Raw genomic sequence first — 17849 nt, 5'->3', positions numbered from 1 at the left:
ATATAATAGTATGAAAAATAAAATAATAGTATTTATTGCATTAGGCTTAATAGCTTTAGTTCCTATGTCTTCTTGTTCTGATTATTTGGACAAAGAGCCGGATGATCAGTTGACATTGGAATCTGTATTTGAAAATAAGAATAATATGGAACGTTGGTTAGCATATATTTATAGCTTAGTTCCTAAATTTTATACATATGATGGTGCAGATGCTGTTGCTGATGAATTAGCGCCTTCTGTAGGATGGGAGTCTCAAGGCTTTAAAGCTATTTTCTATCAGAACGGAAACTGGACGGCGAATAATGAAGGGGTAATTAGCTATTGGACAACTTTTCCAAAGGCTATTCGTTCGGCATATACTTTTATAAAGTATGCACATGCAATTGCAGATGTTTCGGAGAAAGAGGTTAATTATATGAAAGCCGAATGTCGCTTCCTTATTGCACAATTTCATGCGATGATGGTTATGACTTATGGAGCTATTCCTATTATTCGTGAAGCTGCTGAGGAAACTACAGGAGAAAGTTTATTATTAAAACAAGAGCCTTTCTATACAGTAGTAGATTGGGCTGCAAATGAAATGCTTGAGGCCTCAAAAGAATTACCTCCGTTCTATGACGATGATAATAAATATGGTCGTATTACTTCTCTTACCTGTTTGGCTATACGTGCCCGTCTACTTACGTTTGCCGCTAGTGATTTGGTGAATGGAAATCAGGATACAGACATGAAAAATATGAAGAACTGTGATGGTACGCCGATTTTTAATTCAGAACATGACCCAAATCGTTGGAAACAAGCAGTTGAAGCTAATAAACTGGTGATTGATGAGGCTGAGAAATCGGGGCATAAATTACATATTGAATATTTGAGTAATGGAGAAGATATCGATCCGTTCCTTTCTTATCAGAATGCATTGATGCTTCGGCGTAATCAAGGTAATTTAGAAATAATATATCCTAGAACTTATGACGATGCAGGGTATTTCGATCGTCAGGCAAACCCGCGTAGTATGGGTGGGGCTGGTGCCATTGGGGTTACCCAGTCATTGGTTGATGCTTTCTTTATGAGGAATGGGTTGGTTCCTATTACTGGATATACGAATGATGGTGGCACTCCTATTAAAAACGAGGCTTCAGGCTATAGTGAAGATGGATACTCAACGGCAGATGAATCTTTTAATACAAGATGGATGTATGGGACAGCGAAAGGAGATGCAGCAAAGGATCAGAATGTAATTGTACCGGCTAATACATATAAAATGTATTGTGGACGTGAACCCCGTTTCTATATATCTGTCTTATACAATGAAGAATATCATTGGGGTAAAAAGAAAGCAACAAACTTTTTTAATGGTGGTGAGGATGGAGGTCCCTCTCATGATTCACCATGTGCTGGTTATTTGATTCGTAAGCGTGTAGACCCTTCTGCAATTCCTACAGAAAGTAGTGGTAATTATAAGAATCGTCAAGGATGTCTTTATCGTTTGGCTGAAGCTTATCTGAGTTATGCTGAATCTTTGAATGAATATAGTATTGATATGGGAACTTATGATTCTAATAAAAAGGAAATATTGAAATATATCAATAAGATTCGTGAAAGAGCGGGTATTCCTCAGTATAGTGAGGGTACGGAAGCTGGAAAAATAACAGCTCCGACTGATCCGAAAGAGATGCGTCAGTTAATTCGTAGAGAGAGACGGGTAGAAATGAATTGTGAAGCAGGATTACGTTTTGATGATTTACGCCGTTGGAAGGAAGCTGAAACTGCGTTGGACGGAAAGTTTTGGGGAATGAATATGTTGGCGAAGAAGGAGGATAGGGACTCTTATTACAAGCGTACTGTTTACCAAACAAGAAAGTTCATCAGCTATTGGTGGCCTATACCTCAAGATGAGATGGATGTGAATATAAATTTGAGACAACTGCCCGGATGGTGGAAATAATGTTTTACCTTAAAAACAATAAGTATGAGTAAAATAGGATCATTATATAAGTGGTTGCCGATGGCTGCTGTAATATGCCTGAGTGCATGTAATGATGATGACAAGAATAATAATCAATCTGATGCTGTAGAGTGTCTGGAACTGACTGCTTCGACTACGGATATAGAATTGGATGGCGACAGACTGGATGATGTAGTGCTGACTTTTGAATGGACCCCAGCCCGGGAAATGCCAGAGGAATACATGATTTCTTATGTGACTAAGATAGATATTGAAGGAAGCAATTTTAATTCCTGTGTGCGTAATGATGAAGAAGAAGGTGTGTTTAGTAAAAGCTACACAACGGCAGAATTACAGAACTTGCTGACAGAAAAATGGGGGCAGTCCAGTAATAAATCTGCAACGATTCAATTTCGTGTCATAGCTAAATGGGATGGTGGAACCCGTTGGGCAAAACCGGAAGTTCGTACGGTATCAGTAAACGTTCGACCTTATAAACCAATTGTTTTCGATGCAGATAGAGTTTATCTTGATGGAACTGCAATGACCGGAGGTAGAATCACGATGAGTAAGACGGTGGAGAATGAGTATCAATATGCTTTCTTGGGCGATTTGAAACAAGGAGAATTGGAGATTCCCGTAGAATTTGAAGGGGAAACTAATTATATCTGTCCGGCAGATGGGGAAGGTACTTTGCAAGATGGTGAAGCTGAAAATGTTATGATGAAGGCAGAACCTATTGCATGGAATATTCCGAAAGATGGTGAATATCGTATCGTAGTTAATATGGAGAAAAAGACTGTGACGATTTATTCTCCAGATAAAAAGCTGGAGCCGGTAGTTGTTAAATGGATGGATGTGGCTACTCCACCGGAAGAACATACTACCGTAGTTACAAATTTGTGGATGTATGGAGATGGAACAGGTTGGGGATGGTGGACAGGATTTACGCCAAGTCTGGCAGATCCTCAAGTATTGGTATATTCGGGTAATGCAATAAAGGGAGCTAAGGGAGTGAAGTTTGTTGTAGATGGTGGTACATACAGAAATAACGCTTGGGCATATAGTTGTAAACCGATTGATGATCAAACAGCCGGAAGTGCTTCGTTAGCTTTAGGAGTGACAGGAGAATTGTATGGCGGTTCTAGTAGAGGACAACGTAACTCTTATTATAACCTTCCGGTTGGCGCAAATTTCATTGTTCTTGATTTGAGAAATATGACAATTCGTGCAGAGAAACGTTGACGCAGTAATGTAATATTAATTATTGCCGTATCGGAATAGCGATTCAGATACGAAAGGACTCTCTTGATAGATACGGCAATATTTTTTAATTAAATAAGATTGGAATATATGAAAATAGAGAAAATGTTATCGGTTGTAAGACTATGGAGTTTGGCTTGTTTACTTTCTTGTTCGGGGACTTTATCTGCATGTTCAGGTGGCGATGACGGAGCGGTTGATGAGGGAGATAAAGGGCTTCCTGCCGGGAATGTAACAGTCAAGGTTATTGGAGATAAAAAGACAGTTCTTCGTAATCCGTTAAATGGATGGGTTATGTATATGGGACGTGGTTGGGATGAAAATTTCTGGACCACTATGGGATACGATAACATGAAAGTGCCGGAATTAGCAACACCGGTTAAGGTTTCCGATTATGCAAGTACTTGTTATATTCGTACTAGTTGGAGTTCTTTAAATCCGAGTGAAGGTGTGTATGTTTGGAATGATCCGAACGCTCGACTGACAAAATTGTTCAAAAGTGCGCTAGATAGAAATATGCGATTATCTTTTCGTATAGTTGTAGATGGGCGTGACCAAGGTCTGAATACCCCACAGTATGTATTCGATGCAGGTGCTGCCTCCTATCCGGATCCTAATGGAAATAATGGCGAAAGCCGTAAATCTCCTTATCCTGATGATGAAATATTTCAGCAAAAATATGCTGCTTTTATTGAAGCATTTGCCAAAGAGTTTGATGATCCGGATAAAGTCGATTTTATTGATGCCTATGGGCTAGGTAAATGGGGAGAGGCGCATACTATGGTTTATAAAGATTATGCAAATAAGGAAAAAGTTTTTGAATGGATTACAAGTTTGTATTCGCATTGTTTTAAGAAAGTTCCTTTGGTCATCAATTACCATAGATTGGTAGGTGCTAATAATACTTCCGGTTGGGGGGCAGTAGCCTCAGACACAGAAAAACTTTTGAATAGTGCGATAAATAAGGGTTATAGTCTACGCCATGATGCTTTTGGTATGACAGGTTATTATCAAGACTGGGAAAAACAGTTTGCTGAAAGATGGAATTATAAACGTCCTATAATAATGGAAGGTGGTTGGATTACTGGAGGAACACACCGTTATTGGATTGACCCGAGTGGAAAATATAGAGAAGGCCATCCGGAAGATGTTCGTCAAGGGGAATTTGACGCTTCTGCCGAAGCACATGTAAATATGATGGATTTTCGTGTGGGAGATGAAACAAATTCATGGTTTACCAAATGCTTTTCTTTGGTACAGCGTTTTGTTACTGAAGGTGGATATCGTTTATATCCCGATATGATTTCTTTGCCGAAAGATGTGACAAGTGGACAGAAAGTGTCAATTGTTCATCGTTGGAATAATATGGGATGGGGATATTGTCCTACGAATATACCACAGTGGAATCAAAAATACAAAGTTGCATTTGCATTGTTAGATAATAACGATAAAGCGGTAAAAGTATTTGTTGATGAGCAAACTGACTTATCTACCTGGTTAAAGGGCAAACCGACTACATATAACTTTGATTTAACAATGAAAGGAGTTTCTGTTGGAGTTTACAATTGGGCTGTAGGGCTTGTTGATACGACCAAGGATAATGAGATTGGTTTGCAAATGGCTGTAACAAAGAACCTGACAGATTCTGGTTGGGTGAGATTGCTGCAGGTTACTGTAAAGTGATTTACTGAGTAGTCTTATTCATTTCTTGAATTTCATTGGACATAGTAACTAAAATTAATTATTATGAGAAATTTGTTTTGGAAAAGCAAATCACTTTGGGGTGGTTTACTTCTATTATATATATTTCTGTCGTTTGGAAATGTTTTTACTTCATGCTCAGATGATGAAAAGCCTTATCCTTATTTGAGCAATAAATGGATGATAGTAGCCTCTGAGCAGGTGACTGTGATGACAGGTGAGGAAACTAATGTAAATATTACATTTAGCTCAGATGAAGAACGTGAATTGGAGTATGTTTGTACTTCTTCTAATCCAGATGTGGCTACTGCTATTATGAACTATGATAAAAGTATTACCATAGCGGGTGTTTCGTCTGGAAAGGCTTCTATAAAGATAGAATGCCCGGGGGAAACAAAACGTCTTTCAGCTTTTATTTCTGTGACGGTTAATCAAAGCCCGACAAGAATATTGGCAATAGGTAATAGCTTTTCTCAGGATGCGGTAGAACAATATTTGTACGAACTGGCTCAGGCGGCTGGTATTGAGGTTGTCATTGGTAATATGTACATAGGCGGATGTGACTTGGATAAACATCTGAATAATATGAGAGGTGATAATGCTGCTTATGAATATAGAAAGGTGAAAGATGGTAAGAAGGTTAATAAAAGTGGTTACCGCTTGTCTGATGCCTTAATTGATGAGAAATGGGATTACATTAGTTTGCAGCAGGCAAGTGGAAAATCAGGTAAGTATGAAACTTATGCCGCATTAGCGGACTTGATAGCCGAAGTGCAGACATTTCGTCCTAAAGCAAAGCTGATGTGGCATCAGACATGGGCTTATGCTTCTACGTCAACACATGAAAGTTTTCCGGAGTATAATAAGGATCAGATGACTATGTACAATGCGATTGTGTCGGCAGCCAACCAGGCAATGGAGGATAATACGGAACTCAACATATTGATTCCTTCAGGAACAGCTATTCAGAATGGACGCACTTCTTTCTTGGGAGATGCTTTCAACCGGGATGGTTATCATTTGGAAGTAACTTATGGGCGTTATACGGCAGCATGTACTTGGTTTGAGGCTATATTTAGACAAACAGTAGTTGGAAATTCATATGCGCCTCAAACTATTGATCCGCAAATAGTCAAGATTGCTCAGAATGCCGCACATTTGGCAGTAATGAAACCGGATGAAGTTACTGATATGATTGATTTTAAAAAACCGGATATTATATCGGGAGGATTGAAAACACCTATTTATGTAGATTTCGGTTCGAACTCTTTATCGTCTCTTCCATGGAATAATGTAATATCATACGTTGCATCTTCCACTCCTGTATGGTTGAAAAATGCCGATGGAGATTATACGAATATAGTTTTGAAAGTTCTTGGAGGATTTACTGGAAATTATGCGGGAGTTGGTGGTGAAGATAGTCAAAAAGCTATAACTGTAGATGGAATGGATTTTCCTATCTCAGCATGGAAAGATGGATTGATGCTAATTGGAACCAAAGGCGAAGGTGATACAGGAGCTGGGCAGATTGAAATTTCAGAATTAGATCCCGCTAAAAAATATAATTTTACGATTTTGGCTGTGCGCTATGCGGGTAGTAAGGATGCACGAGTTTCTGCTTATAAATTGAAAGGTAAGATTGAGAGTGAGACGAAAGTAATTAAAACAGGTTTGAAGATTGCAACCTCTGGTGATGGAGTTTATCCTTCTTTTGATGCTGTTCCATTTGCCGAGTATGTTACTAATTTTGAGAATATTGAACCTGATAGTAACGGAAAGATTATAATAGAAGTTGTTGGCAAAGATACAGGGCTTGCTGCAGATGGGCATATTAATGCTATGCGTATCAGTCAGGTAGAATGATATAAAATGGGACAGATTTAGATAGAACGAGGTCATCGGATTGATGACCTTGTTTCCCTATAGATTTGTATGAAAATCAGTGACAGACAATGTGTTTGTCTGAAGAGCTATTTGGATTAATAAAAATAACTAACTGACGAAAACGTAATGAGAAGAAAAGCATTAATTTTCGGTTTATGCCTGTGGGGAGTAGCATGTACTCTTTTGGCAAAAGATAAAAAGAATCTTCCTTTGTATAAGGATGCAGAAGCACCGATTGAAAAAAGAGTCGATGATTTGTTGTCACGTATGACTTTGGAAGAAAAAATTCTGCAACTGAATCAATATACCATGGGGCGGAATAACAATGTGAATAATATAGGAGAAGAGGTTAAAAAAGTTCCGGCGGAAATTGGTTCGTTGATTTATTACGATACCAATCCTACTTTGCGTAATAATGTGCAAAAGAAGGCTATGGAAGAATCCCGTTTGGGCATTCCTATTATTTTTGGTTACGATGCCATTCACGGATTTCGTACTGTGTATCCTATTTCTCTGGGACAGGCTTGCTCTTGGAATCCTGAACTGGTAGAAAAAGCGTGTGCAGTTACTGCGCAAGAAGCCCGAATGTCGGGGGTGGACTGGACATTCTCACCGATGATTGACGTAGCGCGCGATCCCCGTTGGGGACGTGTTGCCGAAGGATACGGTGAAGACCCGTATACGAATGGAGTATTTGCTGCTGCATCGGTGCGTGGTTATCAAGGAGATGATATGTCTGCCGAAGACCGCATAGCAGCTTGTTTGAAACATTATATCGGTTATGGCGCTTCCGAAGCTGGACGTGATTATGTTTATACCGAAATCTCTAGACAAACTCTTTGGGATACTTATCTGCTCCCTTATGAAATGGGCGTGAAAGCGGGTGCAGCGACTCTGATGAGTTCTTTTAATGATATCAGTGGTGTCCCTGGATCTGCCAACCACTATACGATGACGGAAATTCTGAAAGAACGTTGGGGACACGATGGTTTCATCGTTTCCGATTGGGGAGCAATCGAGCAACTGAAAAATCAGGGACTGGCAGCTAACAAAAAAGAGGCAGCAGTGTATGCCTTCAATGCAGGTCTTGAGATGGATATGATGTCTCATGCTTACGACCGCCATATGAAAGAGTTAGTTGAAGAAGGAAAAATAACGATGGCTCAAGTGGATGAATCAGTCCGTCGTGTTTTGCGTGTGAAATTCCGTTTAGGTTTGTTTGAACGTCCCTATACTCCGGTTACAAGTGAGAAAGAACGTTTTTTCCGTCCGCAAAGCATGGATATTGCCGCCCAGCTTGCGGCTGAATCCATGGTATTATTGAAAAATGAGAATCAGATATTACCACTGACAGATAAAAAAAGGATTGCCGTAGTAGGTCCAATGGCAAAGAATGGCTGGGATTTGTTAGGCTCCTGGTGTGGGCATGGAAAAGATACGGATGTAGCAATGCTTTATAAAGGGGTGGAAACTGAGTTCGCCGGAAGAGCCGAACTACGTTATGCGTTAGGTTGCAGTACTCAAGGAGATAACCGTGAAGGATTTGCAGAAGCACTGGAAGCTGCACGCTGGTCTGATGTAGTCGTTCTTTGTTTGGGTGAGATGATGACCTGGAGTGGTGAAAACGCTTCCCGTTCTTCCATTGCCCTGCCTCAGATTCAGGAAGAACTGGCAAAAGAAGTAAAAAAAGCCGGCAAGCCAGTTGTATTGGTACTCGTTAACGGCCGTCCGTTGGAACTGAATCGGTTGGAGCCAATTTCAGATGCGATACTGGAAATCTGGCAACCGGGTGTAAATGGTGCTCTCCCGATGGCGGGGATATTGTCAGGACGTATCAATCCTTCGGGTAAATTAGCTATGACTTTCCCTTATTCAACAGGTCAGATCCCTATCTATTATAATCGTCGTAAAAGTGGGCGTGGTCATCAGGGATTCTATAAAGATATAACAAGTGATCCTTTGTATCCTTTCGGGCACGGTCTGAGCTATACTGAGTTCAAGTATGGTGTTGTTACTCTTTCCGCTTCTAAAGTAAAACGCGGCGAGAAATTGTCGGCTGAGATAGCCGTTACTAATACAGGGAAACGTGATGGTTTGGAAACGGTACACTGGTTCATCTCCGATCCATATTGCTCGATTACACGTCCTGTAAAAGAGTTGAAGTACTTTGAAAAACAATCTATCAAAGCCGGAGAAACGAAAACCTTCCGTTTCGACATAGATTTGGAACGTGATTTGGGCTTTGTAGACGGAAATGGTAAACGTTTTCTGGAAACTGGAGAGTACTATATTCAGGTAAAAGACCAGAAAGTGAAGATAGAATTAACGGATTAATTTGAATCTTTTACAGGCTTGGTTGCCAACCGGTTAAGAAAATTACGGTTGATTTGAATTACCGAGTGATCAATAAATGGGTATATAATGAAGAAAATACTTTTACCAGGAGTTTTTCTGTTATGTGTTACTTTTATACAAGCAACAGAAGTTCCTTTTCAAAAAGCAGAAATTAAGTCTATCATGCGAAAAGTTGCGGATTGGCAAATTGCCAATCCACATCCTGCTCCGGAACATGACGACCTGAACTGGCCGCAAGGTGCTCTCTATGTCGGTATGGTCGATTGGGCTGGACTGGCAGAGAAAGAAGACGGTGATGATACCTACTATAAATGGTTGACCTGTATAGGTCACCGGAATTGCTGGCAGCCGGACAAGCGATTTTATCATGCTGATGACATTGCCGTGTCCCAATCCTTCTTGGATTTATATCGCAAATATAAAGATGAAGCGATGATTATCCCCACACTGGCTCGCACGGAATGGATTATTAATCACCCTTCTAAAGGTAATTTCAGATTGGTGGAGGGAGATTTGAAAACTTTGGAACGCTGGACTTGGTGTGACGCTCTATTCATGGCTCCCCCTGTATATGCTAAACTGTATATGTTGACAGGAGACAAGAAATACATCAGATTCATGAATCGTGAGTATAAAGCGACTTATGATTACTTGTTCGATAAAGAAGAAAATCTATTCTACCGTGACTGGCGCTATTTTGATAAGCGTGAAGCTAATGGAAAGAAAGTCTTTTGGGGACGTGGTAATGGTTGGGTACTCGGTGGCTTGGTTGAAATATTGAAGGAGTTACCCAAGAAAGATAAGAACCGCAAATTCTATGAAGAGCTGTTTGTAAAACTGGCTACACGGGTTGCCGGATTGCAGCATCCTGATGGCTTTTGGCACGCTAGTCTGTTAGACCCTTCTTCTTATCCGTCGCCGGAAACCAGTTGTACTACTTTTATAGTGTATTCCATAGCTTATGGTATCAATGAAGGTTTATTGGATAAGGAGGTTTATCTTCCTGTAATGATAAAAGGGTGGAATGCGTTGGTTTCAGCAGTCGAACCGGATGGCAAACTAGGTTATGTGCAACAAATCGGTGCTGATCCGAAGAAAGTGACTCGTGATATGACAGAAGTTTATGGGGTTGGCGCTTTTTTGATGGCGGGTAATGAAGTCTATAAAATGGCAAGATAATTTGCGCTTTTTCTTGAAGATGGTTATATTGTCACGTAATGAATGTACTGATGATTATAAGGAGCCACTACCTTGAACAACAACAATTAAAACATATATTCTATGAATAAAATAATAAAAACTGATATCAAAGTTTTGTCAATGTGTTTGTTGACTACTATTAAAAAGAATGCTATTAGTATTCAATAATCCTAAAAACGCTGTGTTGTGATGAAAAAAATCTTATTGATATGCATAGCCGTAGCCTGTAGTCTTATGGCTGTAGCCGAGGAACTGCTTATCGAAGCAGAAAGCTTCAGCCGGAGAGGTGGCTGGGTGCTCGACCAGCAGTTCATGGATCAAATGGGGTCGCCTTATCTCATGGCACATGGCATGGGTATCCCTGTGGCGGACGCTACAGCAGAGATTAACATTTCTCAGGCAGGTACATATTACGTATATGCCCGTACCTATAACTGGACTTCACCGTGGACTGGAGCGGCAGGTCCTGGAAGATTCCGCCTGGCTTTAGGCGATAAATTGCTGAAAACGACGTTGGGCCATACAGGTAATTCCTGGCAATGGCAATTTGCCGGAAAGGTAGTATTGAAAGCAGGGATTACCAGCCTTGCATTGAAAGACCTCACCGGTTTCGACGGCCGTTGTGATGCCATTTACCTTACGACTGATGCCAATACGCAACCCGCTACTTGGAGTGAGGCAGAGACAGCCGCACTTCGTACTCGCTTGCGACAACAACAGACGGTGCCCACTCATCAATACGATTTTGTGGTAGTAGGAGGGGGAATAGCCGGTATGTGCGCCGCTGCATCTGCTTCCCGATTGGGCTGTAAGGTAGCGTTAGTGAACGACCGTCCTGTGCTGGGGGGCAATAACTCGTCGGAAATTCGTGTGCACCTTGGCGGTATCATCGAAATGGCCCCCAACAAAGGATTGGGTCGTATGATACGTGAGTTCGGTCATGAACGTTCCGGCAATGCCCAACCGGGTGACTACTATGAAGACTGGAAGAAAGAAGATTTTATAGCTGATGAAAAGAATATTACCCTTTATGCCTCTCAGCGTGCAGTAGCCGTGAAGATGGAAGGAGACCGCATTGCATCAGTCACTATCCAGCATATCGAGACGGGCGAACGAACCGAACTTATCGCTCCTCTTTTTAGTGATTGTACAGGCGATGCTACCATAGGCTATTTAGCCGGTGCTGATTGGACTATGGGGCGTGAAGGTCGCGATGAATATGGCGAAAGTCTTGCTCCCGAACAGTCCGACTCATTGGTGATGGGCGCCTCGATACAATGGTACAGCAAGGATATGAAGAAGAAAACATCTTTCCCTCACTTTGAATATGGTGTGCGCTTTGATGCTGAAAACTGTGAACCCGTAACCATGGGCGAATGGAAATGGGAAACAGGCATGAACCGCAATCAAATCAGTGAAGGTGAACGTATACGCGATTATGGGCTTTTGGTGATATATTCCAACTGGAGCTATCTGAAGAATCACTATAAAGACCATAAGAAGTACGCTAACCGTTCGCTCGATTGGGTGGCTTACATCTCAGGCAAGCGTGAATCACGCCGTCTCTTGGGTGACTATGTATTGGCACAGGATGACATAGACAAGAATGTGGCACATGAGGATGCTTCGTTTACTACTACCTGGAGTATAGACCTTCATTTCCCTGATAGTGTGAACAGTGTACGTTTTCCCGGTGATGAATTTAAGTCGGCTACGGTGCATCGTTGGATTCATCCTTATGCTGTACCTTATCGCTGCCTTTATTCGCGCAATGTGGATAACCTTTTTATGGCTGGTCGTAATATGAGTTGTACACACGTAGCCTTGGGGACGGTGCGTGTAATGCGTACTACCGGCATGATGGGCGAAGTAGTAGGCATGGCAGCTGGACTCTGCCATAAGCATGGCGTGGAGCCGCGTGACATCTATCATCATTATCTGCCCGAATTGAAGCAACTGATGAAAGCGGGCTTGGGTAAACACAATGTGCCTGATAACCAACGTTTCAACGAGCCCAACGAATTGTTGGAAGTTCCGGGAGCTTACATCAAACCGTAGACAAACTATGAGCAAAAAAAGTATTATCACGATATTTCTATCGGCAATATGGACATTGCCGCTTTGGGGAGGACAACAGTATTACGCTTTTTTAAAAGGTGACACGCTACGTATGGGCAATGACTATATGGAACGCACCATGCTGTGGAATAACGGTGCGCCTGTTACTGTCAGCCTTACAGACAAGCAACACGGAAAAACCATTCCGACACAGGGCAAACAACCCGATTTCTCGATAGTGAAAGGTATCCCTACGAATGCTACGCTCACCGTGGGCGAGATACCGACGAACGGCATTCACGCCAGTTATCTGCAGGCTACTGTGGCTTGTACTATCGGTTCGCTGAATATAGAACGTCGCTATCGCATTTATGCAGACTGTCCCGCCATTGCTTGTGATACCTATCTGAAAGGACAAGTGGAACTTTATCAGAATAAAGAGGATAATCGTTCTAATGCCGATCGCAAAAATATAGAGCACACGGCTGATATGGCTACGGGGGTGAAAACTCCTACGCTGGACAGGCTGCAACTCAAGGGCAATCATTGGAGTGCCCGTACGGTAGAGTTTTTCGACTATACTGATTGGAATGACAACCTGATAACCGAGCGTACCTGGCTTCCTTACCGTCGTAATACATATCGTGGTAATCTGCTTTTTGCTCACGATGTGGCTACCCGTCAAGGCTTCTTTTTTTTGAAAGAAGCTCCTTGCAGTAGTACCCAGTTACATTATAATGGTTCTGACTTCGTGGCGGACTTTAGCGATTTTATGGTAGTGGGGCTGGGCATTGTGTCTAATGATGTAAAGCCGGATAGCTGGATTCGTATCTATGGATGTGTTATCGGTATCTATACCGGCGATGAGCAAGAAGCGCTTACTGCCTTGCGTCTTTACCAGAAACAACTGCGCCACCATACCGCTGCACAGGATGAGATGATTATGCTCAATACTTGGGGTGACCGCAGCCAGGATGCCAAAATAGATGAGGCTTTCTGTCTCGCAGAATTGGATCGTGCCGCACGCATGGGCATCACCCTTTTTCAATTGGATGATGGCTGGCAGAGCGGAAAAAGCCCTAACTCGAAGACCGCCGGAGGTAGTTTTAAGGATATTTGGAAGAACACCGATTATTGGACGCCCAACCCCATGAAATTTCCTCACGGACTGAAACCTATTGTAGAGAAAGGAAAGAAATTAGGTATTCGCATCGGATTATGGTTCAATCCCAGCATACAGAATGATTTTGCCGATTGGCAAAAAGATGCGCAAGCCATTATCGGACTTTATAAGAAATATGGCATCTGTTGTTTCAAGATAGACGGCTTGCAAATACCTACCAAGACAGCCGAACAGAACTTGCGCCGACTGTTTGATACCGTGTTGGAACAAACCAACCATGAAGTGATTTTCAATCTCGATGCCACTGCCGGTCGTCGCGGCGGTTATCACTATATGAATGAATACGGCAACATCTTCCTGGAAAACCGCTATACTGATTGGGGCAATTACTATCCCTATCGCACCTTGCGTAATCTTTGGATGCTGTCTCGCTATGTACCGGCGGAAAAGATGCAGATAGAGTTCCTTAACAAATGGCGCAATGCTGACAAGTATGACGCTGCCGACCCTTTTGCCCCCGCTCGTTACAGTTTCGATTACCTCTTTGCCATTACCTTGGCGGCACAGCCGTTGGCGTGGATGGAGGCTTCAAACCTGCCCGGAGAGGCTTATGCTACGGCATCTCTGCTTAAAGCATACCAATCCCTTCAACTCAGGTTTCATAAGGGCGTCATTTTGCCCATTGGTGAAGAACCTTCGGGACGCTCGTGGACCGGATTCCAATCGATTGTCTCCGACACGGAAGGCTATCTTATCGTTTACCGCGAAGACAACGGACAGGCCGAAGGAACCATTGACACTTGGCTTCCGAAGGGTAAGAAAGTCACCTTTACCCCTGTGATGGGAAGTGGCAGGAAGTCTACCGCTAAAGTCGGCGCACAGGGCAAAGTAAGTTTCGAGCTGAAGGATAAGAACTCTTTCGCACTTTATCAATATCGGATAAAGTAGTGGGAAAACGGCTTTCCGTATGTGTCTTGCCAATCAATGCGAAATATGCTAAGTGTTGATATATAGGTAGTTAATATGTAGTGTGAGAAGCGTTAATTCCTCAGCTGTTGGATGTTAACAGTTAAGGTTGTCAACTGTTAATAGTTGAGTCGGTAGGTATTAATAGTTGAAAAACGGAACATTAATGGTTGGGAAACGGAATATGAATTAAAGCAATGATACGTCAAATAAAAGAATGAATATGATAAAGATAGTACACATCTTTCTTCTGATGTTGTTTGTGTCCATGCCGTTAGGCGTATGGGCACAGCCACAAGAAAGACTGGTTCAAGTGCAGGTCACTCCCGACCATACCAATTGGCTGTATAAACCGGGAGAAAAAGTGAAATTTAAAGTGGCGGTATTGAAATGCAATATCCCACAAGATAATCTGGAAGTGCGCTATGAGATTTCGGAAGACATGATGAAACCTCATCAGACAGGCAAACAGCCATTGAAGAATGAAAAGCTTGAGATTAACGCAGGTACTATGCAAAAAGAAGGGTTTCTGCGTTGCCGTGCTTTCGTCAGTTGTCAAGGGCGTGAGTATGAAGGCGTGGCTACTGTCGGCTTTTCTCCTGAGAAGCTGCAACCGGTTACTCCGTTGCCCGCTGACTTTCTTGAATTTTGGAAGAGTACCAAAGAAGCCGCAGAAAAGTGGGCATTGGAACCTATAATGACTTTATTGCCGGAAAGGTGTACGGATAAAGTGAACGTATATCATGTCTCGTTTGCGAACAATGACTACGCGTCCCGTATGTACGGCATCCTTTGTGTCCCGAAGGTTGCCGGGAAATATCCGGCGATTCTGAAGGTGCCGGGTGCAGGTATACGTTCTTATAACGGAGAAGCCGAACGTGCCGGAAAAGGTTTCATCATATTGGAAATAGGTATTCACGGTATTCCGGTCAACCTGACAGGAGAGGTATATCACCGCCTTTATAACGGAGCTTTGAAGAATTACCACTCATTCAATATGGACAATCGGGATAAGTATTATTACAAACGGGTTTATACAGGTTGTGTGAGAGCCATTGATTTCATATATACGCTTCCCGAGTTTAATGGTAAACTGGCGACCTTTGGCGGAAGTCAGGGCGGAGCACTTTCCATAGTGATTGCAGGATTGGACAATCGTGTTAAGGGACTAGTTTCTTTCTATCCCGCCTTGTGTGATATGGCAGGTTATGCCCACGGTCGTGCAGGCGGTTGGCCGCATATGTTTAAGGATGAGAAAAACCGGACACCGGAAAAGATTAAAACCATTCAGTATTTTGACGTAGTCAACTTTGCCCGTCAAGTTAAAGTCCCGGGATTCTATACCTTCGGTTATAATGACAGGGTTTGTCCGCCTACCACTACTTACTCGGCGTATAACGTGATTAATGCTCCGAAAGAACTGTTCGTTGCTGAAACAACCGCCCATTATGCTTATGCGGAACAGTCGAGCGCAGCCTGGAACTGGATAATGAACTTCTTGAAGAATGAATCGAGAAAAGAATAATATACTAATACCACAAACTGATAGATAAATGAAAATAGCTAAAAAATTAAGCCTATCTCTCTTGTTGCTGACCGCTTTTGCAGGAAGTGCTATGGCACAAGAACTGATGACAAATGTATACGGTCGTGATATCCATTCATTGAATGGTAAATGGAATGCTATCATCGACCTGTACGACCAGGGGCAACGAATGAAAATCTATGAGAATCAGCAACCGAAAGGAAATACTGATTTCTACGAATACGCATTCGAAAGCGGATTGCGTCTTAATGTACCGGGAGATTGGAACTCTCAATTGCCCGAATTAAAATATTACGAAGGCACTGTATGGTATGGCCGTCACTTTGCTGCCAAACGTTTGGTAGACAAACGTCAGTTCCTTTATTTCAGTGCTGTCAGCTATCGTTGTAAAGTCTACTTGAACGGAAAAGAGATAGCGGAGCACGAAGGTGGTTTCACCCCTTTTCAGGTAGAAGTAACAGACCTGTTGAAAGACGGTGATAACTTTCTGACGGTAGAAGTGAACAATCGCCGTACCAAAGACGCCATTCCCGCTATGGCATTTGACTGGTGGAACTATGGTGGTATCACAAGAGATGTGCTGTTGGTGAAAACTCCCCGGACATTTATAGAAGATTATTTCATCCAACTGGATAAGAATGTTCCCGACCGTATCATCGTCCGTGTTCGTCTTTCTGATAAAAAAGCAGGTGAGAAAGTAGCAGTTGCCATCCCCGAACTTAAAATCAATGTGGAGCTTACCACCGATGCGGCAGGGAAAGCAGAAACTGTATTGAACGCAAAGAAGCTGCAACGCTGGTCGCCGGAGGAACCGAAACTCTATGGAGTAACCATATCTTCAAGTACCGACCGCATAGAAGAGCAAATAGGCTTCCGCAACATCACAGTGAAAGGTACAGATATTTGCCTGAACGGGAAACCTACATTTATGTGCTGTATCTCTTTCCACGAAGAAATTCCGCAGCGTATGGGGCGTGCTTTCTCGGAAGCCGATGCTGCTATGCTGCTAAACGAAGCGAAAGCGCTTGGTGTGAACATGATTCGCCTGGCTCATTATCCGCAGAATGAATACACGGTACGCCTGGCAGAAAAGATGGGCTTCCTTCTCTGGCAGGAGATTCCCATTTGGCAAGGCATTGACTTTACAGACAATGAAACCCGTAAGAAAGCGCAGAGAATGCTCTCTGAAATGATTCGGCGCGACCAGAACCGCTGTGCGGTGGGCTACTGGGGTGTTGCCAATGAAACACAGCCTTCCGAGGAGCGGAATAAATTCCTTACTTCCCTGCTCGAAACAGGCAAACAGCTGGACACTACCCGCCTATATGTCGCCGCTTTTGATCTTGTGCGTTTTGATAGCGGAAAACAGCGTTTTGTGATGGAAGATTCTTTTACTTCCCAACTAGACGTTGTTGCTATCAATAAATATATGGGTTGGTACCATCCGTGGCCCGTTGAACCGAAAGACGCTATATGGGAAGTTGTGACGGACAAACCGTTGATTATCTCAGAATTTGGCGGTGAAGCATTGTATGGTCAATCCGGTGATGAGAACGTAGTCAGCTCTTGGAGTGAAGAGTATCAGGCACGTTTATATAGAGACAATATCCGTATGTTCGACAATATCCCGAACCTGCGTGGAGTATCGCCCTGGATTTTGTTCGATTTCCGTTCTCCGTTCCGTTTTCACCCTACCAATCAGGATGGCTGGAACCGTAAGGGACTCATATCCGATCAGGGTATGCGTAAGAAAGCGTGGTATCTGATGAGAGATTATTACATGAAAAGGAGGAATAACCAATAAGTAT

General features: G+C 42.6%; 10 protein-coding genes. All 10 read left to right on the top strand.

The genetic code is table 11. The features are described 5' to 3' along the window. Nucleotides 1-10 precede the first annotated feature (10 nt). The 10 genes from GD630_RS14105 to GD630_RS14060 all read left to right on the top strand — a co-directional run bounded on the left by GD630_RS14105 (nt 11) and on the right by GD630_RS14060 (nt 17845). Nucleotides 11-1945 (top strand): RagB/SusD family nutrient uptake outer membrane protein, encoded by a 1935-nt coding sequence (locus GD630_RS14105; protein ID WP_143866238.1) that lies wholly within the window; start codon nt 11-13, stop codon nt 1943-1945. A 24-nt stretch (nt 1946-1969) separates the two neighbouring features. Then, the gene (locus tag GD630_RS14100; protein WP_143866237.1) at nt 1970-3190 is read left to right on the top strand and encodes a SusE domain-containing protein; all 1221 of its coding nucleotides are present in this window, start codon (nt 1970-1972) and stop codon (nt 3188-3190) included. Between the two features lie 108 nt (nt 3191-3298). After that, nucleotides 3299-4891 carry a DUF4832 domain-containing protein gene (locus tag GD630_RS14095; protein ID WP_143866235.1) on the top strand — a complete coding sequence of 531 codons (1593 nt, stop codon included), beginning with the start codon at nt 3299-3301 and terminating at the stop codon, nt 4889-4891. Between the two features lie 63 nt (nt 4892-4954). Beyond that, on the top strand, nt 4955-6772 hold the full coding sequence (locus GD630_RS14090) for a DUF4886 domain-containing protein (protein WP_143866233.1): 1818 nt from the start codon (nt 4955-4957) through the stop codon (nt 6770-6772). A 147-nt stretch (nt 6773-6919) separates the two neighbouring features. After that, nucleotides 6920-9127: a glycoside hydrolase family 3 N-terminal domain-containing protein gene (locus tag GD630_RS14085; RefSeq protein ID WP_143866231.1), complete on the top strand. Its 2208-nt coding sequence runs from the start codon at nt 6920-6922 to the stop codon at nt 9125-9127. Nucleotides 9128-9214: 87 nt separating this feature from the next. Next, a complete protein-coding gene (locus GD630_RS14080; protein ID WP_143866229.1) occupies nt 9215-10327 on the top strand; it encodes a glycoside hydrolase family 88/105 protein in 1113 nt (370 codons plus the stop codon). 210 nt (nt 10328-10537) lie between these two features. Beyond that, complete coding sequence (locus GD630_RS14075) at nt 10538-12406, top strand: FAD-dependent oxidoreductase (RefSeq protein WP_143866227.1); 1869 nt, start codon at nt 10538-10540, stop codon at nt 12404-12406. A gap of 7 nt (nt 12407-12413) precedes the next feature. Then, nucleotides 12414-14477 carry an alpha-galactosidase gene (locus tag GD630_RS14070; protein ID WP_143866225.1) on the top strand — a complete coding sequence of 688 codons (2064 nt, stop codon included), beginning with the start codon at nt 12414-12416 and terminating at the stop codon, nt 14475-14477. 241 nt (nt 14478-14718) lie between these two features. Beyond that, complete coding sequence (locus GD630_RS14065) at nt 14719-16020, top strand: acetylxylan esterase (RefSeq protein ID WP_143866223.1); 1302 nt, start codon at nt 14719-14721, stop codon at nt 16018-16020. Between the two features lie 28 nt (nt 16021-16048). Then, nucleotides 16049-17845 (top strand): glycoside hydrolase family 2 protein, encoded by a 1797-nt coding sequence (locus GD630_RS14060; protein WP_143866221.1) that lies wholly within the window; start codon nt 16049-16051, stop codon nt 17843-17845. Nucleotides 17846-17849 lie beyond the last annotated feature (4 nt).

Source organism: Bacteroides zhangwenhongii (genome assembly GCF_009193325.2).
Classification (GTDB): Bacteria; Bacteroidota; Bacteroidia; order Bacteroidales; family Bacteroidaceae; genus Bacteroides; species Bacteroides zhangwenhongii.
Note: the sequence above shows the minus strand (reverse complement) of the source record. Positions and strands in the feature narration are given on the sequence as shown.